Origin of the sequence: Pyxidicoccus caerfyrddinensis (assembly GCF_010894405.1) — a bacterium.
In the GTDB taxonomy this organism is placed as follows: domain Bacteria; phylum Myxococcota; class Myxococcia; order Myxococcales; family Myxococcaceae; genus Myxococcus; species Myxococcus caerfyrddinensis.
This window is the reverse complement of sequence record NZ_JAAIYA010000020.1, coordinates 107,846-131,985: the sequence shown is the minus strand read 5'-3', so window position 1 is coordinate 131,985 and position 24,140 is coordinate 107,846. Positions and strand designations below refer to the sequence as shown.

At 66.4% G+C, this 24,140-nt stretch carries 17 protein-coding genes; 5 read left to right on the top strand and 12 right to left on the bottom strand.

Annotated elements, in window-relative coordinates; all coding sequences use genetic code 11:
* Positions 1-46 precede the first annotated feature (46 nt).
* Both G4D86_RS37090 and G4D86_RS37085 read left to right on the top strand, forming a co-directional pair.
* The gene (locus G4D86_RS37090) at positions 47-5,665 is read left to right on the top strand and encodes an RHS repeat-associated core domain-containing protein (protein ID WP_163998937.1); all 5,619 of its coding nucleotides are present in this window, start codon (positions 47-49) and stop codon (positions 5,663-5,665) included.
* 8 nt (positions 5,666-5,673) lie between these two features.
* Positions 5,674-6,183, top strand: coding sequence for a hypothetical protein (locus G4D86_RS37085; RefSeq protein WP_163998935.1), 510 nt, complete (start codon positions 5,674-5,676; stop codon positions 6,181-6,183).
* Positions 6,184-6,341: 158 nt separating this feature from the next.
* Here the strand turns inward: G4D86_RS37085 and G4D86_RS37080 are convergent, their stop codons facing one another.
* Both G4D86_RS37080 and G4D86_RS37075 read right to left on the bottom strand, forming a co-directional pair.
* Positions 6,342-8,573, bottom strand: a complete 2,232-nt coding sequence (locus tag G4D86_RS37080; protein WP_163998933.1) for a zinc-dependent metalloprotease — start codon at positions 8,571-8,573, stop codon at positions 6,342-6,344.
* Between the two features lie 192 nt (positions 8,574-8,765).
* Entirely contained in the window at positions 8,766-9,668 is a 903-nt protein-coding gene (locus G4D86_RS37075; RefSeq protein ID WP_163998931.1) for a CPBP family intramembrane glutamic endopeptidase, read from the bottom strand.
* Between the two features lie 251 nt (positions 9,669-9,919).
* Here G4D86_RS37075 and G4D86_RS37070 point away from each other — a divergent pair, with 251 nt between their 5' ends.
* Positions 9,920-13,942 (top strand): NACHT domain-containing protein, encoded by a 4,023-nt coding sequence (locus G4D86_RS37070; RefSeq protein WP_163998930.1) that lies wholly within the window; start codon positions 9,920-9,922, stop codon positions 13,940-13,942.
* A gap of 788 nt (positions 13,943-14,730) precedes the next feature.
* On the opposite strand, the gene G4D86_RS37065 is transcribed toward G4D86_RS37070, so the two are convergent.
* From G4D86_RS37065 to G4D86_RS37050, 4 genes are all read right to left on the bottom strand, one after another.
* The gene (locus G4D86_RS37065) at positions 14,731-15,381 is read right to left on the bottom strand and encodes a toll/interleukin-1 receptor domain-containing protein (protein ID WP_163998928.1); all 651 of its coding nucleotides are present in this window, start codon (positions 15,379-15,381) and stop codon (positions 14,731-14,733) included.
* A gap of 22 nt (positions 15,382-15,403) precedes the next feature.
* Positions 15,404-15,829: a TIR domain-containing protein gene (locus tag G4D86_RS37060; protein ID WP_163998926.1), complete on the bottom strand. Its 426-nt coding sequence runs from the start codon at positions 15,827-15,829 to the stop codon at positions 15,404-15,406.
* Between the two features lie 107 nt (positions 15,830-15,936).
* Positions 15,937-16,401, bottom strand: coding sequence for a hypothetical protein (locus G4D86_RS37055; RefSeq protein ID WP_163998924.1), 465 nt, complete (start codon positions 16,399-16,401; stop codon positions 15,937-15,939).
* A 119-nt stretch (positions 16,402-16,520) separates the two neighbouring features.
* Positions 16,521-16,940 carry a hypothetical protein gene (locus tag G4D86_RS37050; protein WP_163998922.1) on the bottom strand — a complete coding sequence of 140 codons (420 nt, stop codon included), beginning with the start codon at positions 16,938-16,940 and terminating at the stop codon, positions 16,521-16,523.
* 37 nt (positions 16,941-16,977) lie between these two features.
* On the opposite strand from G4D86_RS37050, the gene G4D86_RS37045 reads away from it, so the two are divergent.
* Together G4D86_RS37045 and G4D86_RS37040 are read left to right on the top strand one after the other, a co-directional pair.
* Positions 16,978-17,862, top strand: coding sequence for a hypothetical protein (locus G4D86_RS37045; protein ID WP_163998921.1), 885 nt, complete (start codon positions 16,978-16,980; stop codon positions 17,860-17,862).
* Between the two features lie 91 nt (positions 17,863-17,953).
* The gene (locus G4D86_RS37040; RefSeq protein ID WP_163998919.1) at positions 17,954-19,162 is read left to right on the top strand and encodes a hypothetical protein; all 1,209 of its coding nucleotides are present in this window, start codon (positions 17,954-17,956) and stop codon (positions 19,160-19,162) included.
* Positions 19,163-19,183: 21 nt separating this feature from the next.
* On the opposite strand, the gene G4D86_RS37035 is transcribed toward G4D86_RS37040, so the two are convergent.
* The 6 genes from G4D86_RS37035 to G4D86_RS37010 all read right to left on the bottom strand — a co-directional run bounded on the left by G4D86_RS37035 (position 19,184) and on the right by G4D86_RS37010 (position 24,057).
* The gene (locus G4D86_RS37035) at positions 19,184-19,438 is read right to left on the bottom strand and encodes a DUF4139 domain-containing protein (RefSeq protein WP_163998917.1); all 255 of its coding nucleotides are present in this window, start codon (positions 19,436-19,438) and stop codon (positions 19,184-19,186) included.
* Positions 19,439-19,587: 149 nt separating this feature from the next.
* The gene (gene tnpC / locus G4D86_RS37030; RefSeq protein WP_163999040.1) at positions 19,588-21,081 is read right to left on the bottom strand and encodes an IS66 family transposase; all 1,494 of its coding nucleotides are present in this window, start codon (positions 21,079-21,081) and stop codon (positions 19,588-19,590) included.
* 58 nt (positions 21,082-21,139) lie between these two features.
* A complete protein-coding gene (gene tnpB, locus G4D86_RS37025) occupies positions 21,140-21,505 on the bottom strand; it encodes an IS66 family insertion sequence element accessory protein TnpB (RefSeq protein WP_163998915.1) in 366 nt (121 codons plus the stop codon).
* Complete coding sequence (gene tnpA, locus G4D86_RS37020) at positions 21,499-21,825, bottom strand: IS66 family insertion sequence element accessory protein TnpA (protein WP_163998914.1); 327 nt, start codon at positions 21,823-21,825, stop codon at positions 21,499-21,501. The genes tnpB and tnpA overlap by 7 nt, the downstream gene beginning before the upstream one ends.
* Before the next feature lie 127 nt (positions 21,826-21,952).
* Positions 21,953-22,459 (bottom strand): DUF4139 domain-containing protein, encoded by a 507-nt coding sequence (locus G4D86_RS37015; RefSeq protein ID WP_163998911.1) that lies wholly within the window; start codon positions 22,457-22,459, stop codon positions 21,953-21,955.
* A gap of 161 nt (positions 22,460-22,620) precedes the next feature.
* Positions 22,621-24,057, bottom strand: a complete 1,437-nt coding sequence (locus G4D86_RS37010; protein ID WP_163998910.1) for a hypothetical protein — start codon at positions 24,055-24,057, stop codon at positions 22,621-22,623.
* Positions 24,058-24,140 lie beyond the last annotated feature (83 nt).

The following is a 24,140-nucleotide window of genomic DNA, read 5'->3' as shown; positions in this document are numbered from 1 at the left end:
CGTGCAGTGCGCTTGAAGTCCCATCCAAACATCGCAGGGAGTGTGTATGGCGACGCTACGGAAGCTGGCCGTGGCATTCGTGTGTCTGGTGTCCCCACTGGGGTATGCGCAGTCCGACCCCTTCACGGACAGCCAGGTCCAGGCCCCGGAGCTGGCGGCGCCAAAGCGTGGCTCGCTGGTGGGGCAGTATGCGCAGACGGCCTTCGGGCCGGCGGATGTCAGTCGCGGCGGCTTCAGCCTGCCGTCGCCCTTCAGCGCACCGGAGGACCGCGGGCCGCTGCTGGCGAAGGCGTTCCCCACGTACTCGCCTGAAGGAGGGCTGAGTGAGTGGGGCATGGGGTGGCAGACGTCGCTCAACATCCAGCGCTCGCGCGCGAGCGGCGAGCTGGACTTCGCTACCGACGACCTGACGGGCCCCTGGGGCCGCATGGTGAAGGGCGCGGACGGGGCCTGGTACGCGGCCGGCATGGCCACGCCGGTGCGGATGGTGGCCTCGGGTAGCGCCCTGGTGGCGAAGCTGCCGGACGGCAGCACGTGGACGTTCGGCGCGCTGGTGCGCGTGGACGTGCCGCGCGGCACCTACGCCTGGTACCTGGAGGAGGTCCGGGACGTCACCGGGCGCGGGGTGCGCCTGGGCTACGTCCTCAACGACTCCGGCCGTCCCTTCCTGCAGAGCGTGCGCTACGGCGGGCGGGGTGAGGCCTTCCAGTACGAGCTCACCTGGACGTACGAGACGCTGGCCCGGTCCTTCGTGGACTACCGCGGCGGCGAGCCGTCGCGGCTGGACCGCCGCGTCCATGAGGTGGTGCTGCGCTCGCGCAACCCGGGCACGGGCACCTGGGGCGAGCGCTGGCGGTACACGCTGAGCTACCAGGAGGATGACCTGGGGCCGGGCTACCAGCTGGCCGGGGTGCAGCAGACGTACGCTTCCGGCGAGCAGCCCCCGCCCACGCGCTACACGTACAACACGGCCACGGAGGCGCTGCAGGCCGCCCAATTCCAGAGCACCCCCGCGCTGGACGGGGTGATGGCCGAGTTCGGCGCGGACGCCATCCAGCCGTTCCGCTCCACGGTGCTGGACGTCAACGAGGACGGCCGGCCGGACCTGGAGCACCCGCAGCGGCAGACCCTGTTCGTGCAGGAGGGCAATGGCTTCCGCATGGAGGAACTGCCCGCGCCCGGCCCGAGCACGGTGGGCGTGTGCCGGCCGGCGGAGTCCGTGGGCAATGAGCCGCGACACCTCGCGCAGCTGTGGCCCGGCTCGGACGCGTACCAGGTCGTGGACCTGCGCGCGGACGACGGCTTCCCGTCCAGCACGCTGACGGTGTGCTCGCGCGACGGGCAGTTGCTGACGCAGCAGACGTTCTCCAGCGGCTGGGGGCTGGGCGCGAACACCCGGCTGGTGGATGTGAATCGGGACCGGCGGCCGGACCTGCTGCGCGTGTACGAGGGCGGCTATGACGTGCTGCCCAACACGAGCGCGGGCACGGGGGGGCCGTCCTTCGGCGCCATGCGCAGCGGCGGCCTGATGCCGTACTTCACCCCGAACAGCACCTGGGTGCAGGACCTGAACGGCGACGGGCAGGCGGACCTGGTGGCGCGCCACGAGGCGGGCTTCGTCGTCTGGTACGGCACGGGCCAGTACGAGTTCGAGGGCGTGGGCCAGGGCATGCCGGTGCTCCTCTGGTACGGCGGCGAGGTGAGCGGGCTGCTCGACTACCAGACCGCGTTCATCGACTTCAACAAGGACGGACTGTCGGACCTGCTGCTGTGGCAGTCGGGCTTCGCCGCGCTGTTCATGAACACGGGGACGGAGTTCGCCGAGGTGCGGCTCCCGGTGCAGGACTTCTTCGACGGGCTCGCGAGCCCCGTGGTCGTGGGGGACTTCACCGGCACGGGCGGCACCCAGCTCACGTCGGTGAAGCTGGGGCAGGCCTTCGTGGCCACGCTGGACGGGCCGGGCACGGGCCTCATGCGCACGGCGGATGACGGCCGGGGCTCGGTGCTCCGGCTGGAGTACGCGTGGAGCCCACCGGTGGAGGGGGCGCGGCAGCGCCAGTCCGTGCTGTCGCGGCTGACGGTGGAGGCGTCGGGCCAGGCCCCGGTGTCCCATGACTACGCCTACGCACAGCCCACGCTGCACCCCGAGGGGAAGTTCCTGCTGGGCTACGAGCGCGTGACGACGACCGGCGCGCAGGGCCAGGAGGACGCCACCTTCCTGCACGACGCCTGGCGCACCGGCCTGCCCTTGAGCAGCACGCACCGGGACAGCCGCTCGCCGGGGCTGCGCCAGGAGCAGACGTGGCTGTACGAGGGCGCGCTCTACGAGGGCGTCGCCTGGAAGCGGCTGAAGGAGGAGCACACGCGGTGGGCGGCGGAGACGGGCAGCGCGCCGCTGGAGGAGTGGACGGAGTACGCCGAGTACGAGGCTCAGCTCTGCCCGTCCCGTGTGGTGCGCCACACGTCCCAGGGCACGCTGACGACGCAGAAGCACCGGGCGACGGTGTCCGGGCTCGCGGGGCACCTGCACTGCCTGGAGGACGGCATCGTCCTCATCGGCCAGCATCCGGACGCCTCGCTGGACTTCCGGCACGAGGCCCGCGTCACGCGCAACAACCTGGGCCTGACGACGAAGGTGGAGAGCCTGGGCCCCCAGGGCGCGCTCACGCTGCAGGACGTGACGTACGGGCCGGACTTCACCCTCTCCGACATCTCCAGGCCGGGCCGTGGCACCACGCACTTCGACCATGCGGCCGGGACGCTGCTGCTCCAGCGCATCACCTCGCCGGATGGCTCGACGACGGAGGCCACCGCGCGCGACGCACTCACGGACGAGGTGCTGGACCTGACGCGCCGGGCGGGCAGCAAGGTCTACACCGAGTTCTTCCGCTTCGACGGGCAGGAGCGCCTGCGGAAGCGGTGGGACAGCCTGGGCCAGGCCACCGAGGCCAACCCGGAGTCGGTGTGGAGCTACCAGTACGCGACGGCCATCCGGCCCGCGTCGGTGAAGGTGAGCACGCTGGTGGAGGCCATGGCCGGCGCGAAGCTCGAGTCGGTGGAGTGGACGACGGCCGCGGGCGAGGCCCTGGCCACCGCCCAGCGCATCCCGGAGGGGTGGGCCTTCGGCGGCGTCACCACCCACAACCCGGCGCAGCTGGAGACGCGCACCTTCATGCGGCCCACGGCGCCTGCCTCCACCGCGCCGGAGACCCTCACCCAGACGGACCTGCTGGCGGGCACCCAGCAGACTGGCACCGCGCTAGCGGCGGCCTTCGGTCATGAGGCGGAGTCCTCCTCGAAGCTACACGCCGACGTGGAGAAGCACGTGGAGACGCACCTGCGTCTCGTCGGGGGTGTCCTCGAGCAGGAGACGGTGGAGAACGGCACGTTCCACACCACCGTGCGCCTGGACGCGGCGCGCAAGCCGGTGTCGTTCACGGACGCCGCGGGCGCGCGGTACGACTACACCTACGACGCGCTGGGCCGCGTGCGCGGCGTCACCCTGCCCGGGGGCGCGCGCCACCTCGCCAGCCATGACAGCTACGGCCGCGTCACCCGCGTGCAGCGACAGGGGCTGGCCTCGGTGGAGTACGCCTACGAAGGCACCACGGGCCTGCTGAGCGAGAAGCGCTTCCTGTCGGACGGGGGCGTGGTGCAGCGCAAGGAGGAGCTCACCTACGACGGCATCGGGCGCAAGACGCTGGAGCTGCACACCGACAGCACCACGGGCGCCACGCAGAGCTACCGCTTCTACTTCGACGGCGCGACGCCGGACGCGCCGACGCAGCACACCCACCCGGGCGTGCTGTCCGCCGTGGAAGGACAGGGCTTCCGCAAGTCCTTCGAGTACCGCGCGGACGGACGGCTGGAGAAGCGCACGGTGCAGCTCGCGGGCTGGCGCACGGTGGAGTCCACGCTGGCCTACCGCGAGGATGGCGCCGTCCAGAGCGAGACGACCTGCGTGCGTGACGCCGTGAATACCGCGCCGCTCAGCTGCACCACGCTGAAGGACGTGCCGGACGCGTACGGGCGCACGGGGTCCATCTCCCTCAACGGCAGCACGCTGGCGTCGCTCGCGTACAACGCGCAGGGGCTGCTGGCGAGCGCGTCGGTGGGCAGCAGCCTGGTGACTTTCTCCCATGACTCGCTGACGCGGGCGCGGGTGGGCTACAGCCGCACGGGCGCGGGCTTCTCGTCCTCGTCACAGTGGCACTACGGCGCGCGCGGCCTCGTGGACCAGGAGCAGCTCCAGGTCGGGGCAAGCAGCCTCACGCGGACCCAGGGCTACTCGGCGCAGGGCTTCCTCACCTCCAGCACGGATGCGGAGACGGCGAGCGCGTACGAGTACGACGCGACGGGCCTTCCCACTCGCATCCAGGAAAACAGCGCCGTGCGCACGCTCGTGCGGACGGGCAGCACGCTGGAGTCGGGCGGCGTCACCCACACCTTCGACGCGCTGGGACGCACCATCCAGCGGGGCGACCTGGTGCTGCGCTATGGCCCCAACGGGCACCTGTCCCGCGCCACGCGAGGTACGGACACCTGGGACTTCCTCTACGACGAGCACGGCCAGCGCATCGCGAAGCTCCAGGGCAACGCGGTGCTGGCGGCCTACCTGGACGGCAGCGTCTTCCTGGATGCGTCCGGGCTGACGCGGCCCTTCCGGCTGGGCGGCACGCTGATGGGCGTCATCCAGAACAACGTCTTCCGCCCGCTCGCCACGGACCGGAAGGGCACGGTGCTCTCGGACTACGACGGCACGCCGCGCTGGGCCTCTCCGTTCGGCGAGCGCACCACGCCGCCGACGTCCGCGGCGGCGCTGGACTACGTGGGCAAGGGGTACGACGCCGACCTGGGCCTCATCCGGATGGGCCTGCGCGACTACGACGCCACGCTCCACCGCTTCACCACGCCGGACCCGTACTTCCTGGAGCAGCCCGAGCAGTGCGTGGAGAGCCCCGCGGAGTGCAACCTGTACGCGTACGCCCGGAGCAACCCGCAGGCGTACCTGGACCCGGATGGCCGCAAGGCGAAGAAGGACGACGGTACAGCCGCGGCGCCCGCCGCGCCCACGACCGCCACCCCGGTGCCGCCCTCGTTCAATGCCCCCACCGGCACCTACCGGTTCGGTATCGGCATCGAGTTGCCGAAGGCGAAGGCCATCACCGCCTCGGGCCAGCTCGATGTCACCGCGGACACGGGACACGCGTTCGCCTACTGGCGAGCACCCAATGGCACCATTTCGGAGGTGATGAGCTTCGGTCCCGAGCGCTCGATGGGCGACTGGGACCGGCCGCAGTTCCTCTTCGGCGCATTCAAGGGCAGTGGAGTCTGGCCGCTCACGGGGGACGCCACGGTGTACGAGTTCGAGGTCACCAAAGCCCAGTTCGACAAGGGCATCGCCTTCTCCAAGGCCACGAAGACCCATCCGGGCTACTACACGATGGAGCGCAACTGCGCGACGCTGGCGGTGGAGGCGGGCCAGGCCACCGGCGTTCCGGCGACCATGCTGCCTGCGGGAAATGGCGAGGTCGTGGCGAACTACAAGGGGGTGACCAAGACCAAGGTCGTGCCCAACCCGCATGCCCTCAACGAGCAGATGAAGGCGACGAAGCAGCCCAGCGTCGTCGTTCCCACCAGCGTCTTCCCCAAGCCCGTACCCTAGGAGGAATCATGAAGAGAATCGCATACACACGGGGCGTCCGGCTGCTCGCGAGCTGCGTGCTGGCCGCCGTCACCCTGGGAGGAGCCATGGGCTACACCGCGAACCGCAAGCCGTCCGTGCCAGCCGCCGCCGTGGAGGAAGCCGAAGCGGCGCTGGCGGCCATCGCCGCGAAGCACGGCACGGATCCGCAGACCCTGCTGGGCGCGGTGGTGGACCATCGCCTTGCGGATCGCATCCCGCTGAAGGGCGGGGTCGCCGTGGTGTCGGAGTCCGTCTACGTGCTCCCGAGGGCCGCGCAGAACGAGCTCGGCTTCAAGGAGCTGAAGGAGGGATGGAAGGGGGCCCCGCGCGCCCAGTCCGAGCTCGTCGTGGTCGCGGGCAAGAAGGTCCTGGGCAGCGTGAAGGTCCCGGACGGCGTCTCCCTGGGGGACGCCACCATCTTCTGGTTCCAGCCGGACCAGGTGCGCTTCCTCGACGGCAAGCGCTTCTCGATGGGCAACCTGGACCGCACGGAGTGAGAGGAACGATGACAGGCTGAAGGCAGCGGGCCGCGCAGTCCAGGCGGCCCGCACGTGCGCCAACCGCCGGGGGTCCTGCCTCCGTCGCTCACCTGAGGCGCGGCGTGAGGTGAAACACCGGCGGGCCCGCTCCAGCAGCCGTGGAGCGGGCCCACCCTTCAGTTGAAGTACGGCGAGGTGGCCAGGTGCAGGCGGCTGGCCAGGTCCTCCGCGTCCATGCGCGCCTGTCCGGACAGTCCAGGCAGGGACGCGTCCACGGCGTCGCGGGCCTCGCGCAGCACGGCATAGGCTTCGTACGTCTGGAGCTTCTTCAGGATGTCGATGGCCACGCGGCGCGTGGCGCGGGTGCGCACGCCGTCCAGGTCGAGCAGGTTGCCGCGCAGCTGCGCCAGCAGCGCCGGAGTGAAGAGCGCATTCGGCCGCGGGTCCGCCGCCAGGTAGAAGCCCCGGGCGATGGTGTTGTCCAGGTACAGCCGCTGGAGGACACGCCGGGCCTGGGCATCCGCCCTGGCGCCATAACCCGGGAAGGCCGCCAGCGTCTCCGGCGGAATGGGGGCGAGCAATCCCTCCATCGCGATGTCCCAGGCGCGCAGCTTCTCCTGATTGGAGCGGCCCCAGCGCACGTACTGCAGCACGCTGTTGAGGAGCGCGTCGGCCGGAGCCGCGGCGCCCGTCTCCAGCGCCGCGCGCAGCTGCGCCTTCCAGGCCACACCGTAGAAGAGCTCGAGCGGGTTGGGCGTGGCGTCATTGCGGTTGCAGTCCGCGTCATACCCGATGTCGGTGTCGGTGCAGAACGCCTCCTCCGGAAGGTTGGAGGACAGGCCGTACAGGTAGCGGATGGCGGATACGTCATACGGCCCCACCGAGTCGGCCCGGTAGGGCTGCTCCTGCCTGTACGTGTAGTCCATCACCGAGGAGGTGGGGAACGTCAGCGACCCCTTGAAGTTGTGGCGCAGGCCCAGCGTGTGGCCAATCTCGTGCATCACCACGTTCGTGATGATGCCCTCCACGATCTGCTTGGGCGTCAGGGGTGGCAGCGCCTGCGTGAGTGCGGACACGTCCCCCTCGGGCCCCGCCAGCGCCTCCGAGGAGTCCAGCTCGCACAGCCGCTCGGAGGCCATGCCATTCCACGCCAGCACGCGCCGGGGGCCGGGCGCCGTCACCCCCTCCGGTGTCGCGAGCGCCGCCCCTCCCGCCTTCACCGCCGCGTTCACCCAGGCGACGGGGAAGTACACATTGGCACCGAGGACCTCCCCGGTGTTCGGGTTGGTGCGGAAGTCCGCCCAGGCGGTGGAGTAGAACAGGTCCGGGTCGAAGAGGATGAAGTTCCGGTCCAGGTCGCCCACGGACTCGCCCGGCTGCGCCAGCCGGACGGAGAGCGCCTGAAAGCCGAACGCTCCGTTCCAGAGCTCCACGCCCCGCTTCACCGCGCCGACGAGGTCGTAGTCGCGGTAGCGAGGGTCCTGCTGCGTCTTCACCAGCGTGTCGGTGATTACCCAGGTGATGGGCTTCATCCCCGGCCGGAGGTTCCACTTCATGGGCGCCTCCTCGCCAAGGCCCCCGGTGTTGGGGATGAGCCGGTGGTTGCCGAGGAAGTAGTGCGCGAGCGGCGGTGCCGGTGGCGCCGTGTAGCCCTCACCCTCCTGATAGCGCCGCAGCTCCAGGGAGAGCGTCGCTGTGACTCGCGACGCGGAGATGTCGCTCAGGAAGGGCACCGCGTGGCCAGTGACGAGCTTCTCGAAGGCGATGCCGGTGTCCAGCCGCCGGAAGCGCCGGGCGAAGGCCAGCTCCACCTCGAAGCCAGCGCCGTAGGTCAGGTCCAGGTTGTCCATCCCCACGAAGCGGTCCAGGCCCGCGGCCGGGTCGAAGAGGATGTAGTCCTCCGAGCCTGGCAGCCGGTTGAAGTCGGGCGCGTCGGTGATGATGGGCCACGCCTCGACGACCTCGTCGGGCTTGTAGAGGTCGCTGCGCACCTTCGTGTCATCCACGTTGAACGCATACAGCTTGCCGTTCTGTACCTGGAAGGACACCACGCGCACGCCCAGCGTGTAGGCGACGTTGCCGAAGACGTCCGCCGGGGTGTCCTGTATCAGGTGGGCGGACATGAACCAGCGCTGGCCCAATTCCTTCTTGCGGAGCGCCAGGTAGAACGTCCCGTTCCCGTCCGCGGGGCGCGCAGCCGGAGTCACGCCGAGCCCCACGCGCAGGCGCTCCCATGACTCGGTGCTCAGCTCGCGCGGCACCGCGACGAAGGGGCCTTCGAGAAGCAGCGCGGAGCGCTCTCCGGTGCCTCCCTTTCCCTCGGAGCAGGAACTGGCCAACAACAGGAAGGACAGCGCGCACAACATGCACAGCAGGCCGCGTGGAGCGGCCGCTCTTGGTATCGACATGATGGAGTCCCCCTCAATGCCAGGCATGGAGGCCGTGCTCAGGCAGTTCGGTATCAAGGGGAATGCACGTACGCCGGGTCCATATCGACGCGGTTGAGAATTCCTGGGACGGTGGCTGACCTGGGCCCTCTTCACCCCATGGTGGAGGTGGGGCTCGCGAGCCCATGAAGGCACACGGTGCGCGCTTGAAGGCTACGAGCGTGCGCTGAAGCTAGCGTAGGGCACGGTCTCCGGTGCCCGCCTCGCGCTCCAGTTTCCGTGCAGCAATGGCGCGAGGAGCAGCAGGCTCACGGGCACCAGGAGGAGGCCGGACTCGCCCAGCCAGATGCTGTCGGTGGGGTTCGTCGCCGCCCCGAACGCCGAGAGCGCCTCATTCCATACACCGTGGAGCACGATGGGAGGCCACATGCTTCCCGTCTCCATTCGCAGGCGTGCCATGGCCACTCCCAGCGGCATCAACAGGACGACGAAGAGCAGCGCCGTCAGGAACCGGCTCGGGCCGAAGTCGCCGCCCGGGCGGAGGATGAGCGGCAGGTGCCATAGGCCCCACACGAGCCCGCTCAGCGCCAATCCCCACGGCACGCGCGCATCGAGCAGGCGCGGCGCGAGGTAGCCCCGCCAGCCGATCTCCTCTCCCGCCGCCCAGATGCACCCCACCACCGTGCCCACTGTCAGGTGCAACGCGAGTTGCTTCGCAAACCGGACCACGGGCTCGCCGGTGCTCTCCACCGTCCACCCCCATTGCGGCAGCACGAGGGAGTCCTGCATTGGCGGGTCGAAGAGGGCGAGCCCCGTGGCCCAGGCGAGGCCGTGCGCCAGCGCGCCCACGCCGAGCGGAAAGCCAAAGGCATACAGCAGGGCACGCCGACCAGCGGCTCCGCCGAGGCGGAAAGACAGGTCGCCCCACCCCTCACGCGTCGCGATTCTCGCGGCGAAGGACGCGACGGCGGGCGACCACATCAGCAGGACGACCTTCCATGTCCTGTCCAGGAACGGCACCCGGAAGATGATCATCCACTCGAAGACCGCCGAGAGGACAACGAGCACCGCAAAGAAGACCCACAGTCCCCGCCGTGCGCGTCTGGCTTCGTCCATGCGTTGGGAGGCTATCCCACTTCCCGGGCTCATGCTCCGGGGTCGCGCACCCTGCGGCCCCGCTGCGGGTCCCCGAGGGGACTCCCGAGTTCATCATCCCCCGACTCTATTGAGTACCGCCGAGTGTCCTGTGTACCCAGCGGACTGAAGCCTTCGAGAAAAGTGACCCGAACCTGTCCAGCAGGGGCTCCCTCTCCTGGCATCGTGGAGTACCTTTTGCCCGAAGTGCTCATCCCCGGGCTCCGGCGAACATGGCTCCGACTCCGAAGGTCTTCATTTCCCATACGACGCGCGATCCGCGCGACGCGGCCCTTGCCCGCAGTCTCGATCTGGGCCTTCGCGAGCGTGGCGCCGAAGTCTGGATTGCCCCCCGTAGCATCCCCATAGGGGCGGAATGGGAGCCGCATCTTGTTCAGGGACTGATGGAGCAGAGCACGCACTTCCTAGTGCTGCTCTCGGCTGCGTCAGTCACATCGGAGTGGGTGTTGAAGGAGGTCGAGCTGGCCCGGAAGCGCTACGCGGCGTCAGGTGCGCTCCGAATCCTCCCCCTCCGACTGGGCGAACCCGGAGCATTCGCGGGCGCGGACTTCCTCTCCCTGTTCCAGGAAGTTCCCCGTCACGATGACCCGATTACCCAGCTCGACTCGGTGGCGGTGGCGCTCGGGCTACCCTCTCGCAGGCGCACTCCGGTGTCAGACATCCGCTACAGGGGGAAGCGCTTCTGGCTCCCTCGGGGGGAAACGATTCGACTCTCGTTCGACGGCTTCCTTCCGGATCCGGAGAGTGACGATTGGACGGGCTGGAACCCGAAAATCTTCCCGTTCGAATCCATCTCCAAGTTGCCCTGCCTCGTGCTCCTGGGCGAGCCCGGCACCGGAAAGAGCACGGCCCTGAAGTCGATTGATGCCGGGTTGTTCCAGGGGAGTGACGACGACTCGTCCCAGAACCTGCTGGTCGACTTGAAGGAATGCACTTCCGAAGCACTGCTCGACAAGTACCTCTTCCAGTCAGCGGGGTTCCTGGCGTGGCGGAACTCCGAAGGCACTCTGAATTTGTTCCTGGACAGCCTGGATGAATGCCTGATTCATATACAGGCTGTTGCCCGGAACCTGCTGACGGAGCTCGGACGTTGTCCCGTGAAGCGGCTGCGGCTGCGGATCGCATGTCGTACGGCGGAATGGCCCGAGTTGCTGAGTCATGAGCTGCCGGAGCTGTGGGGCAAAGAACACTTCGGGGCCTACGAAATCGCACCGTTGCGACGGGTCGATGTCGCCGAGGCCGCTCTGATCGAGGGTTTCGACCCCGAGGCGTTCTTGAAGGCAGTCACGCAGCGGGACGCCGTCCCATTGGCCATCAAACCAATCACGCTCAAGCTACTGCTTTCCTCGTTCAAAGAGGATCGGCGGCTGCCAGATAGCCTGCGCGCACTCTATGAAAAGGGCTGCTTGCGTCTTTGCGAAGAGTTCAGTCTGGACCGAGCCGCCTCGAAGGCCGATGGCAAGCTTCCGTCAACGCATCGCCTGCGGCTGGCGGAACGGATCGCGGCGGTGACCCTGCTTTGCAAGCGTCCGGCCATGTACCTCGGACAGGATGCAAGCCGTGCCCCGGAAGAATCCGCCACTCTCGATGCGCTGAGCTACGGCTACGAGAAGATTGGAGGGAAGCCAGTCCCGGTCATGCCTGAGCATATCCGGGAGACCCTCCAGACAGGGTTGTTCACGGGAGGAACGAGCGAGCGGCTCGTCACCTGGAGCCATTGGACCTTCCCTGAGTTCCTCGCGGCTCGATTCCTGGTCACCCGACGGATGACCACAACGAAGCTCAAGGAACTTCTCCTACGGCCGGACACAAGCGGGAAGCTCCGTATCATTCCCCCGCTCCAGGAAATGGTGGGCTGGCTTGCGGGCATGAGTCCTGAGTTCTTCCAGGAGCTCGTCCCCATCGCCCCCGAGTTCCTGCTCCGTAGCACCGCAACCACCATCGACACAGCATTGAAGGCCAGGCTGGTCGAGTCGTTGCTGGAGCAACTCAACAGGCAGGAAGTCGCCGACTTCGAGGATATGCTACGGCACAGATATGACTTCTTGAAGCACCCTTCCCTCGGCTTACAATTGGCCTCCATCATCAAGGATCGGAGCAAGAGCTTTCTGGCTCGCGTGATTGCGATCAACATCGCTGGAGAATGTGGAGAATCTTCGTTATTGGGAGACCTGCTTCAGCTGGCGTTGGATGAGTCAGAAAATCTGGATATCCGATGCGCAAGTATCGAAGCGATGGGTGCCATGGGCAATCAAGAGGCTTTCGAGAGCCTCAGGCCACTTCTACGTACCGAAGGTGATCCAGAGAAGGAATTGGCGGCGAGGGTCCTGCATATACTGTGGCCCATGTACCTCTCCGCCGAAGGGCTATTCGAGCTCCTGTCAGCGCCGAGGAATACGCATCATTTCGGCACCTATGCTGGTTTTCTTTACAGAGACGTGGCGGAGCATCTCAAACCCGAGGACCTGCCAGTGGCACTTCGATGGGTGGAGAGTCGGGGAAATGGTTTCTATTTCGATCCACTGGTCGAGGCCATTCTCCGCAAATCCTGGGAACATCTTGATGCGCCGGGCGTGTTGCGGGAGTTCGGTGTTTCGGTCCTGAGCCGGCTAAAGCTGCATAGGCCCTTGTTCGGGGATGCAACGCACCGCAGGCGAGCGCCTGACCCACTACTGGCTGAGCCTGACAAGCGGCGAATTTTGGTGCAGGAGTTGTTAGGCCAACTTGAACACCCCAGACTCTGGTTGATCAACAGGGAGCCGTTTATCTCCAGTGGCGACCTTCGCTGGCTGACCCAGCAGCTGGAGCAGACCGCGGATCCTCAGCTTCACGAACGATGGTTGAAGCTAATCGAAGGCATATTCTCATTGGACGACTTGGAACATGTCGACCTCATCCTGGAGGTACGGCAACGAATTCCCTCGCTCGCACGACAGTTCGCATGGTGCCTGGACGCGGTCGAACTCGGGTCTCCCCAAGCCGCCAGCCTGCGAGCCCGGCAGCAGCAGCGCGAGAGCCAGAATAAAAGGCGCGGCGATGAACGAGCGCATCAGCCTCCGAGCCAGAACCGCGTGAGGCACCTGCTCGGAAGGTTCGAGGCCGGCGATCTGATTGCCTGGCACCGCATCAGCCTGGAGTTGGCTCGGAGCCGGATCAAGAAACGCAGGTGGCAGACTGACGACGAATTGCAGGCCAACCTCTCAGCACTGCCGGGCTGGGAGGCTCTCGATGAGAACCTCCGAGCCCGCTGCATCTCCGCTGCAGAACGCTACCTGCGAGACGGAGAGCCACGCACAGCCGAGTGGTTCGGTACTGGGGAGTCCCACCGTTGGGCCACTGCCGGGTACCGGGCGCTTCGCCTGTTGCTGGCACAGAAACGAGAGGTACTCGCTGGCTGGCCGACGGAGCAATGGACTCCATGGGTGCCACTCGTCATCGATTGGCCCTGGGAGCAGGATGGGAAGGAAAAGGCAGTCCAAGAAACCCTCGTTGCGCACGCCTATGTCAGGGCCCCCGAGGCGTTCATCTCGGCCGTGCTGGAGTGGCTGGACAAGGCCAGCAAGAATTTGAGCGTCTACACGCTCCTCAAGAAGTTGGCGAGTCTTTGGGACCCGCGCCTTGTGGATGCACTGGTGGACTGGCTGGGAACTGGCGTGCCGCTGGAGCCATCGGCTCTGGGAGTGCTGCTGAACGAGCTTGTGCCCCGAAGCCCGAAGGCGTTCGAGCAGGCGCTGCGGTGGGCATCGAGTGCTGCGGTCGATGAAGCGGAGCGAGAGAAGAAGCTCGAAGCGGCCAGCTCGCTGCTCAACACGTCCCTGCAGGCCGCCTGGCCACACCTCTGGCCCCTGATGCAGGCAAATCCGGCGTTCGGGGAGCAACTCCTCACGCGCTCCGAGGTCTATAGGGCGCGGCGGGAACAGCAACTGCAACTGGTGGGAGAACTCGACGAGAACGCCATCGCGGAGCTCTATGTCTGGCTCTGGCGGCGCTTCCCTCCCGCGGACAATAGGAATGTGCAGCACTTCCAGATCACCGGGCTACGCAACGCGCTGCTGGGCAATCTGAAACAGCGAGGAACCCAGGCCGCGGTCTCAGCGGTCCGGAGGATCGCGGAATCCCTGCCGGAGGTGCCTGGACTGAAGCTCGCAGTGCAGCAAGCGGACGAACAGCGCCTCCGGTACGAGTGGAAGGGCTTGGAGCCCGAGGAGCTACTCGCACTGGTCGAAGGTACCTAGTATCGCGGCACGGCGCAGAATCCGGCCCACCTTACGTACGCATCACGGGCCTGCTTCACGGTCGCTACCGCTGCTGTGGAGCTTGGCCAGGTTGCGCAAGTCCATTGAGGCGCTGCGGTCCTCCATGAGCCGGTCCAAGGCTGCCTGACCTGAGGTCCGGTAAAGCCTCTGCTTTTCGATGAGGCGGCGGACCAGGGTGCGATTTCCATTCCCACGCTCCCCTGTAGTGTCTCTTCTTTACGGTGAGAAGAGTCACTGCAAGCCCATGTCGGAGAAGCGTGATGCCAGTGAAGGTCTTCATCTCCTACTCGTCGGCTGATCGCACCGAGGCGCTGGTGGTACGCCGGCTGCTCGCCCACCGTGGCTGCACAGACTGCTGAACGGCCCTGGAGGACAGCGGGCGTCGGCTGTGCCGTGGTGTCCGGATGGAGCCTTTGTCGCCGCCGGCACCGAGGACTCCGAGTGGTTCAACAGACAGGGCGGCTCAGCCGTCCATGTCTGGGAGGTTGTCTCAGGGCGGATGATGACCCTGGTGGGGCATCACGGGCAGGTGTGGGGGTCGCGCGGTCGCCAGACGGCGAGCTGCTCGCATCGACCGCGGATGATGACTCCGTACGTCTCTAGCCATTTCCCATTCAGGAAGACAGCTATCAGCGGTTCCTCGCCGGCCGGAGCAACCTCGTCGTCGAGGACGGGAAGATGGTCGTCCGTGCGTTCGATGGCCTGCCGTGGTGGAGATGAACCGGAGCCCCTCGGGGCCAGCCCACGAGGAGCCGTCTCTACCGGCCTCACTCTTCGATGCGCCGCCATTGGAGCCGACGACCTGATCGCCAATCATCGAACGTGACGTACTCATCGCCTGCGCGATTGCCCCAGAGCCGACGCTTGGTTGACCCCTCCAACCGAGCCTCATCCACCACGGGATAGAGCTGAAGGAACTCGAGTCGCTGGAACCGGCTGCTCGTCGCGTCCTCTCTCAGATAGGGGAGGATTGCGACCTTGCCGTGGTGCCCGTCTGCGCAACCCAGCTCCCACGGAATCCAGAAGGACTCGTCCGTGTGCTCGGAGGTGGCCAGCAGGAGGCATCTGCTATTCCGGATTCGCAGGCGAAGACGCTCCGCCGTCTTGCGCGAAACCGACAGCCGGCTCAGCTCCGCATCATCTTCGACCCAGTCGACGTAGACCTTGTAGCCGAGCGACTGGAGTCGGCGCTTGATGCGCAGGATGGCCTCCTGGTCGCTGTAGCTATGCGAGAGAAAGATGTCGAAAGCCTCGTCCCTCGGAGCTTGCGCTTCCTTGATGAGGAGGTCCGCGCAGACGTCTGACGCGAGCTTGATCCCGTGCTTCCGAAAAGCATGCTCCTCGCCAAGGGCGCGCGCCTCGGACAGCCGCAGCGGCACCCGCGTCACGTTCAGGGGGCTGAAAGCGGGAAGGCGCATCGGTGGGTCCCGGGATAGCGGCTCAGCGACGCGTCCCGGTGTTCCTGAGCTGCTGTTCCTCGTGCCACGCGTAGGCCCTGTCGAGCTCCGCGCTGATGCTGTTGAAGTCCCAGTCGATGACCGGGATGCGGCGCATGCAGTCCGGAATGCGTCCTGGCGAATCCCGGCGGATCTGCATCCCGAAGATGGGAAGACTCAGCTTCCGGGCGCACCCCACCTCCCAGCTGGCACCGTGCGCAAGGTGCGTTTCCTCGCCGATGAGCAGGACCAGCAGGTCGCTGTTCTGGATCAGCCGGCGGACGTGCTTCTTCCAGGTCGCATCATCGAGATCCTCCCGGAGGGAGTTGTCTGTGAACGTCCACGGAGTGGCGTTGAACTGGCTCTGACGGACGAGGAAGTCCCGGGCCCACATGTCCTCGGAGGCAAAGCTGACGAACGCACGCAACATTCGGCACCTCCATGCCGCCCGGCAGGTCTGGGCGGTTGTGTCGGATGCCGAGCCTTCTAGGGAAACCGCCTCAGCGTGTCCAGCACGAGTCCCTCGGTCCTTGCTGTTCAGTCCTTCTTCGGCATGAGCTTCTGGATGAGGGACTGGAGCTGATTCACCGTCTCAGGCTTCCCGGACCTGGTGGTGAGCTGCTTTTCCAGATTGGCGGTCGTCGTTTCGTACATCCAGGACTGCATCCACGGCTCGGGCTTGAGGCCGAGGAGCGCCTCGACATGCTGCTCCTTGGACGGCCAGTCCCGCCCGGCGCACGCAAGCTCCAACCGGGTCCCCTCCTGCCAGTACGCCTCGGCCTTGCTCTGGGCATTGGGCGGCGGAGCACGACCCACCGATCCCGCGCCGTGACGCTCTTCCCCGAAGACATCGTCCTTCCCGCACTCCAAGTCATGCACCGCGATGGAGTGCACGTGCTCCCCGTGGTGGCTGGGCAGGATGGAGCGCTGTCCGGGAGGTGACGAAGGGGGGAGCTGCACCGCCTGTCGGCGTGCCCCCCTGGCCCGGCTGGCTGGAATCATGACCGCCAAGGCCCTCCGGGCTACGGAAGAAACACCGTCATTCCGTACGAGCCGATGCTGAGCGACGCCGCCCAGCACTGGCTGGACTGAAGTACGAGCGCGGTGCGTCATGGAGGGACCTACCGCCTGGGGCCGCGGCGCCGCCCTCCGGATTTCTTCCCCGTCCCGGACCGGGCCATGCGACGGAGCCTCTCCTCGATTTCAGCGCGCAGCCCGTGGAGCTCACCCATCTCGTGCTCCGCCGCGTGGCCGCAGTGCGAGAGGATATGAAAGGCGCGCCGCACGTCCGCGTACTGGGGCCTCCGCCCCAGTCCGGTCACGTACTGGAGGAAGGCGCTCTTCTCCGCGGGACGGCTCGCGGTGGCGTACCAGTGGCCCAGCGCGATGTTGGCCTCCCGGTCCAGCTCCTGGCCGAGCTCCAACTCACCGGGGCGGAACCACTGCCGCTGTTCCAACAGGGTGTAGCCCGCCAGCATCCGGGGTGCCCGCCAGGCAGAGAAGCGGCTCGAAGCCATCCTCGGCTGTGTGCTACGGCGCATCTGGACGCCCTCTTGAAGACTCGAAGGTGCCGGACAGATGCTCCCCCTGCAACGCTGGCTGCCACCGGCCGAAGCCCCTTCCTACCTGCGCCCGTACGACGCGTTCCGGAGCACCGGCGCCCGCATCGGCATGGATGTCGATGCCTCCGTGCTCTCCCACGGCTTCTCCAACAGCGGCGCCGGGCTGTTCTCGGGAGGACGGGTCGCGTCGCTCGTCCTCGAGAATGACCGGGGCTCGACCTTCGTCGACGGCGACCTGCTCGTCGACGGGTGGCTGGAGAACCCGGGCGGGCTCGTCTTCGTGCGTGGCAACCTCATCGCGCAGACGCTCTTCACCAGCGGCTACCTCATCGTGCTGGGAGAGCTCCGTGTCCGGCGCCTGTTCGGCGAGGACGAGCCGGACGGCACCTACGTCTTCGGCGACGCCCACGTCGAGAGCGCGGTCTTCTCTCACAACCATCACTTCGACGTGTGGGGGACGGCCACGCTCGGAGAAGAGGTCCACGACGAAGTGAACGGGCGCGAGGCATTGCGGCAACGGCTCGTCGAATGGGGCGTGCTCTCCGACCCGCGCGCCGAATCCTACCTCGACGAGGTCCAGCGCGGCCTGCGCGCCCTGGCCGAACAGTGGGGGCCGCTGCCCGAGGACCAGGCCGCGCGGCGGTACACGCCGAAGCCGACGGAGGTCGTCGCTGCCGAGAAGACCGTGGCTCCCCGGCCCGACGTCATCCTCGAGCTCGAGCGTTGGCTCGACGATGCGGGGCTGACGCAGCGGCAGCAACTCGAGGCGCTCCGCACCCACTGGCTCCCCCGGCTGACGGACGCGGCGGCCCGGGTCGAGGCGCGGCGCCTCATCCGCAAGGCCCTCAACTCGAAGAAGCTCGTCGCGGAGCGGGACGCCCTGCTGCTCGCTCTCGAATAGCCAGCCCGCCTGCCTCAGCCACCGTGGCGAGAGGGGGTCCAGGTCACACGGTGGGTGTGAATACAGGCCCGGCGAGCCCGTCGTCATCGGCATGTCCAACACCTCGCGAACTCAACTCCTGATATCCGCCCTGGTCGCCACGTTCGCGGCCGCGGCGTGGGCCGAGCCCTCCACCTCGCCAATCCCGCTGATTGTCGCCGATGAAGGGAAGGTCTCCCTCATCGACCAGGACGGCACACGAACCCTCGCGGACTGCCGTGCCCTCAATGAGACCCGCTTCGTCGCGGGGCCCAAGCGGGGCCAGGTCGAGCACGAATGGAGGCCCTGCTACCTCTCTTTTCTGGCCGTGCACGCGCCGACAGGCCGCTGGGCGGTGTCGGCGGCAATCATGGCTGGCGAAGTCCGCCTGGCCGTGGATGGCCGCGAGTACGTCCCGCCCACCGACAAGGCCGGACGCCCGACGAAGGGCGACTACATCCTCATGGGCGACCGCAAGGGAGTCCTGGCGGTCACCCTCGGCCGCCCCGAGACGTGGACGAGCGACGGGACTGTCTACTCCCAGGGCCCGGAGGCCTTCACTCCGGACGGCTCTCGCGTGCTCGTCAGTAATTCCAAGAGCGCCGTGTGCCAGTGGTGGAGCTGGAGCTTTGCCCCTCGGCCCGTCGGCGTTCGCGTGCTCCCGCCCGGAATGACAGACACCTGCCACCCGCCGGCGAATGGCGAGCTTCGCACCGTGCTGAGGAGCAAGCGCGATGGCGTCCGCATCGCCACCCTGGACCCGACGGGCACGAAGCCGTGGAAACTGGGCCCACCCCTGCGCCAGGAGCGCCGAAAGATGACAGCCGCCACGCTGCTGGGGGACTCGCTGGTCTTCTTTCGCGAGGGCGAGAACCATCCCGAGTACGGCGGCTGTGATGAAACGAGGCCCGGCTCGTACCGGCGCTTCGAGCTGAGTACCGGCCAGGAGCGCACCTTCCACACCTTCGAGGACTGGTGCGTCTCGAGTGATTTCCTCCTGGCGAACGCGCGCAGGCGGACCGTGTACTTCTACGGGGCGCGCCCCGACCCCGTCGATGGCGGCCAGCGCCTGTTCGCGCACGACCTCGAGCGCGACGCGACTCGCGAGATTGACATCGAGTCGCTGCACAAGGTGTTCGACATCAGCGCGGATGGGCGGACGCTCCTCCTGTCCACGTACCCCGAAGGACTCATGCTGTACGACGTCGACTCGTCGCGCCTGGTCAAGGTGGGAGGAATCCATACGAAGGAGGCCTGGGCGCTGCTGCTCGCCCCGCGCTGAACCCAGGCGCCGCGCCGTCACTCAGGAGCGTTGCACCCCCGGCGCCATCGACATCCTGAACCACGGGTGGAGCGGGGTGTAGCCGTTGGCGGGCAGCTCCACCGTCCAGGTGACGAAGCCGTTCTCGTCGAGCACGGGCTCGCAGGTGGTCTTCTTCGTGTCCAACTCCACCTTCACGTGCTCGATTTCCGCCATGGGGATTAGCTCGGTGACGGTGCGCGCCTCGTCGGACAGGTAGATGAGCCGGTGCAGGGTGTGCTCGGTCCACTTGCTCACCGCGTCCACCTCCTCGCAGTGCTTCTTGTCTTCGGTATCCGTCCGGTGAACGCCGTGCCGGACCGCTTGAGGACGGACGGGAGCTGTGCTCGGCGGTGGTCGCGAGCCTGGGCGTGAGCGAGTGGATGGGATGGAGCTGAGCGAGGTGCTCAGGAGGAGTCGGCGGCGCGCAAGCGCTTCCACTCGAGCGGCAGCAGCTCGCCGATGCGCGACTGGGGATGCGTCTGCACGCGCAGCAGCACGTCGGCCAGGTACGCCTCGGGGTTGACGTCGTTGACCTCGCAGGTGGCCACCAGCGCGTAGAGACCGGCGAGGTTCTCCCCCGCGGCTTCGTGGCCGACGAAGAGAAAGTTCTTCCGGCCCAGTGCTGCCTTTCGCAGGGCACCCTCGCTCCGGTTGTTGTCGAGCGGCAGGCGCTCATCCGAGACGAAGCGGCTCAGCGCGTCCCACTGCTTCAGCGCGTAGGAAATGGCCTGGCCCAGCGGCCCCTTCGGCGGGTGCCGAGGGGCCTGCTCCTCGAGCCAGGCTCGCAGACGCGCGAGGACGGGGGTGCTGTGCAACTGGCGCAGTTCGCGGTGGGCGGCCGCGCGCACCACGTCCGCGTCGCGCGCGTTGGCTTCCACCCGGTAGAGGGCGAGGATGAAGTTCATGGCCTCGCGGGCCTCGGGAGCGGTGGCGAGCGCGTCGAAGAAACGGCGGCGTACATGCGCCCAACACCCGACGCGAGTGCGCCCGTCGGGCAGCGTCACCGGGTTGTAGCCGGTGTACCCATCCACCACGAGCGCGCCCGTCGTGCCGCCCAGCACGTCCAGGGGCGTCTTGCCCCCACGCCCCATGCTGAAGCGGTAGCCGATGAGCCACTCGCCCTTCTCGTTCTGGGTGAGGAATGTCCAGAGGTAGCCCAGCCGCGTCTTCTTCACGTCCAGCACTCGCAGCGGCGTCTCGTCGGCCCACACCACCTCCGAGGAGGCAATGCATTGCAGCAGGTGGCGCGAGAGCGGCAGCAGCACCGAGGCCGACAGGTGAAAGAGGTCCGTCAGGGTGCTGCGACTCATGGGGACGCCGCCTCTCTCAATCCGCTGCGCCAGCCGGTGCAGGGGCATGGAGTCGGCGCACTTGGACGTCACCACGTGGGCCAGGAAGTCGGGGCCGTACCCGCCCTTGTCCACCACCTTCGCGGGCGGGGGCGCGGTGACGACGCCCTGGCCGCACGCGCATGCCAGCACTTCCTGCACGTGCACCTGGCGCTCGAAGCGGGCCGGTATGTATTCGTACACCTCGCTGGTGCGGCCCTTGCCCAGCGCCTTCAACTCCTCGCTGCCGCAGGCGGGGCAGTGGCGCTCCTCGGCAGGGACGGTGTGGCGAATCTCGCGCGTGGGCGCGCCCTCGACTCTCCGGGCCGCGCGCTCGCGTCGTTTCTTCAGCGCCGCCTCGGCCCGTGCCGCCTGCGCCTGCTCGCCCGCCGCCTCCTTGCGAAGCTCGGCGGCCACGGTCGGTAGCTTCTCCGCCTTCTTGCCGAAGACGTGGCGCTGGAGGGTCGCCATCTGGCTCTTGAGGGTGTCCAACTCCCCGCCGATACGGCCCACCTCGGCCTTGAGCTCCTCGGCCTCCTCGCGCCAGGGGCAATAGTGGTCGAGTGGCAGCTGACGTGGCACCCGCGCGTAACACCCCACGAGGTAGGCCCTTACCCACGTGACGTGCTTAGCTACCTGTCCGTCCCGGGGGCGTCCAGGCGGGCTGGCGCTTCACCTCGGCCACGTCGATGCCGTCCAGCAGCATCGCCAACTGGGTGGCGTCCAGCGCCACCGTTTGCGCGTCGGCATCCACCCGGGGCAGCCGAAAGCGGCCCGTCTCCAAGCGCTTGTAGTACAGGACGAAGCCGCCCCGACTGAAGGTGAGAATCTTCACCCGGTCTCCGCGTCGGCTGACGAAGGCGAAGAGGTGGCCGGAGTAGACGTCCTCGCCCCAGCCGGTGCGCACCAGCGCCATGAGGCCATCTATCGACTTGCGCATGTCCACCGGCCCGGTGGCCAGCAGGATTCGCACCGAGGCCGGCAATGTCAGCACGCCGTACGCCCCAGGGCCGCTACCAGTTGCGCCACGTAGTCGACGTCCGTGCCCGACGCGAAGCGCACGCGCGCCCCGCCGACGGTGAGCACCTCCAACGGCACCTCCTCCGCCATGCCCGCTCCGCTCACCTGCACCGGCAGCAGGCGCACGGGCGGCTCCGCCTCGGTACTCACCTGGCGCCGACGCCGGTACACCCACGACTGCAACGTGCTCAGCCGCAGCCCTCGGCTCTCGGCGAACTCCCGCTGCGTCTGCCCGCTCGCTTCGAACTCCTCGGCGACGCGCGCCCACTCCGGCTTCTCAGCTCTCTTCGGCACACGACAAGGGATGACCTGACTTGCTCATCCCCTCAAGGCCCTGCGGCACGTCGTCCGTCGTACGGATACTGTCTTCGCGCTGGATGCTGATGGCGTCGTCCGGGCCGAAGCTCAGTTCGAACTTCTCCTAGGGCGCCACGAACAGCGTCTGCGTCCAGCCCACGGAGCCGTTGTCGCGCAGCAACTCCACCGGGCCCGCCAGCACCGGATTGGGGGAGGTATTGCGCGCCACCGCCCGCAGGAAGGCCTTGGGCTCCAGATCCGGGAAGTACACCCGCTCCGAGCGGGCTGCGTCCTCGAAGGTGAAGAGCGGCACGACGTTGGGCCGCCCATCCGAGGGGACGGTGCTCTTCCCCGGCGCCCTCAGGTTGCGCGTCTCGCCGCCCTCATCCACGCTCGGCAGGTCTACCGTGGCCGGCGTAGCGCCGTTCGCGGGGGCGCTGCCCAGGCCTGCCTTCTGCACCTCCATCTGCCGCGCCTGCACCGTCTCGTTCTTCTTCTTCACGGTGAGCAGGTCGTCGCCCAGCAGCGGCGGCCCGATTCCCAGCGACGAGCGCGCCGTAAGTATAGGCGGAATGGGAGCCCTGTTGAGGGTGTGGGCAGATGCAAAGGCGATGATCAAGGTCCCGATCAAGCTGGAGCACCCCGAAGACCCCGCGCTGCTGCCGGGCAGACGCATTGCGCTCAAACTGGCCGAATTAGCTTGAGCGTTGTTTCTACCTCTTATCCTGGGTGGGCAATCGCTTTGGATTTGAGCGTTAATATTTGTCAAACACTCCAAGAATGCCACTGCTCCTACCTCAGTTCATAGCCGATGTAGAGTTCTTCCAGGTGAATAAATGCATCAACGACCAACCAGAAAGGGATCGCTCCGCCCATCTTGAGCTTCTCAATATCCGCATTGCCGCTTTCAATGAAAGACCCCGGATAGTAGAGTTCTGAATTGACCAGATGAAGCGCGATCTCTTTGTCGATCTCGTCATTGCTCTTTTTGGCTGCAGAGCCTTCTTTGATGATTTCCCTGACGCCACTTAGATACTCAACGTTGACAGACTGGGGAGGGTTCTTTGTCAACTCCTCCGCCCACGCAGATAGTACCAATCCAAGTTTCTTGCGGGCATCCGCTATGAGTTTGCTATTCCGATACCCGGGATGCACCGTTTGGAATGCTACAAGATCTTGAAGCAATTGGCGTAGTTCGGAAAAGTCGGTTTGCGACAGAGTGCCGTCACCGGGGTACAACGATTTGCGGTCTGCCTTAAGTCTTGTTGCGACAGCGTCTATCGTAGACCGCACGATAAACAGGTGATTCAGACGCTCCACAGTATCGAACCGGATGTAATCATTGCCTGACATTGCTCGCAGCCTGATGAGTGCCCCTGCAAGTGTCAAACCCAAATGAAGAAGATCAGCATCGTATGGATGAAGCAGCAGGTCCACATCAGGCACTTCGGATCCGTGAGTATGCTTGCAGCGAGCCAAGTATGTTGCATCAATCCATTTCTCTAGGCCGCCCCAAAACTCCTGTCTGAGAGGCTCGTTTTTGAGTTCATTCTTGAAGGAGTCCAGCATGTGCTGATTCCTGCTGGTGGCTGGAGGAAGCGGGAACGGGAAATGAAAGTAGGCCTCGAATCCAGACCACAAGGTTTCGATGTCATCAATAGGAAGGGAGAAAAAAGGGGTCTCAAAGCGTGCTCTGTGGAAGTGCGACAGGCTCGTTATGATCGAGCTCTCCTTGGGCTTCTTCAGTTCGGCATCGAAATAATCCAGAACCGGCTGAGGAATTTCGGGGCCGAATTGGATTGGGTACGTGTACGGAGATGGGTACACCCTGCTTGTGCTAGGAGTTCCAATTGTTCGACTAAACTTACCGATCCTAACGAAGTATGGGTCAGGATCTTGTTGGTCAAGAAGCGGCCAAGACTCAAATACCCAGCTGTCTGCGGCACGTGTTCGCTGTAGCCATGCGATAGATGAAAGGCTGACAACGACGTCGCGGAGTTCTGCCAAGGTAGCCGACTGTCCATTATCTCGGGACAGGATGGAGGCACTGGCGCCGACAGGCTTGCCCCTCTGATCAACGTAGGCAGTTGTTAGCGGCGTGTAATCCTTGCCGATCTTAGATATCCAGTTGCCTGAAGTGTTTGGCCATAAGGTAAATCCATTGATGGTGATGTCCTTGATTGTGCGAACATACGGCAGGATTGCGACATTTCTGGGTGCCTGCATCATAGGTAACTCTTCGGTTAATAGAGTTGATGGAAAGCGATTCTCGGTGCACTACAAAACTGGGCGATGCGGGACTTGGCCACTGT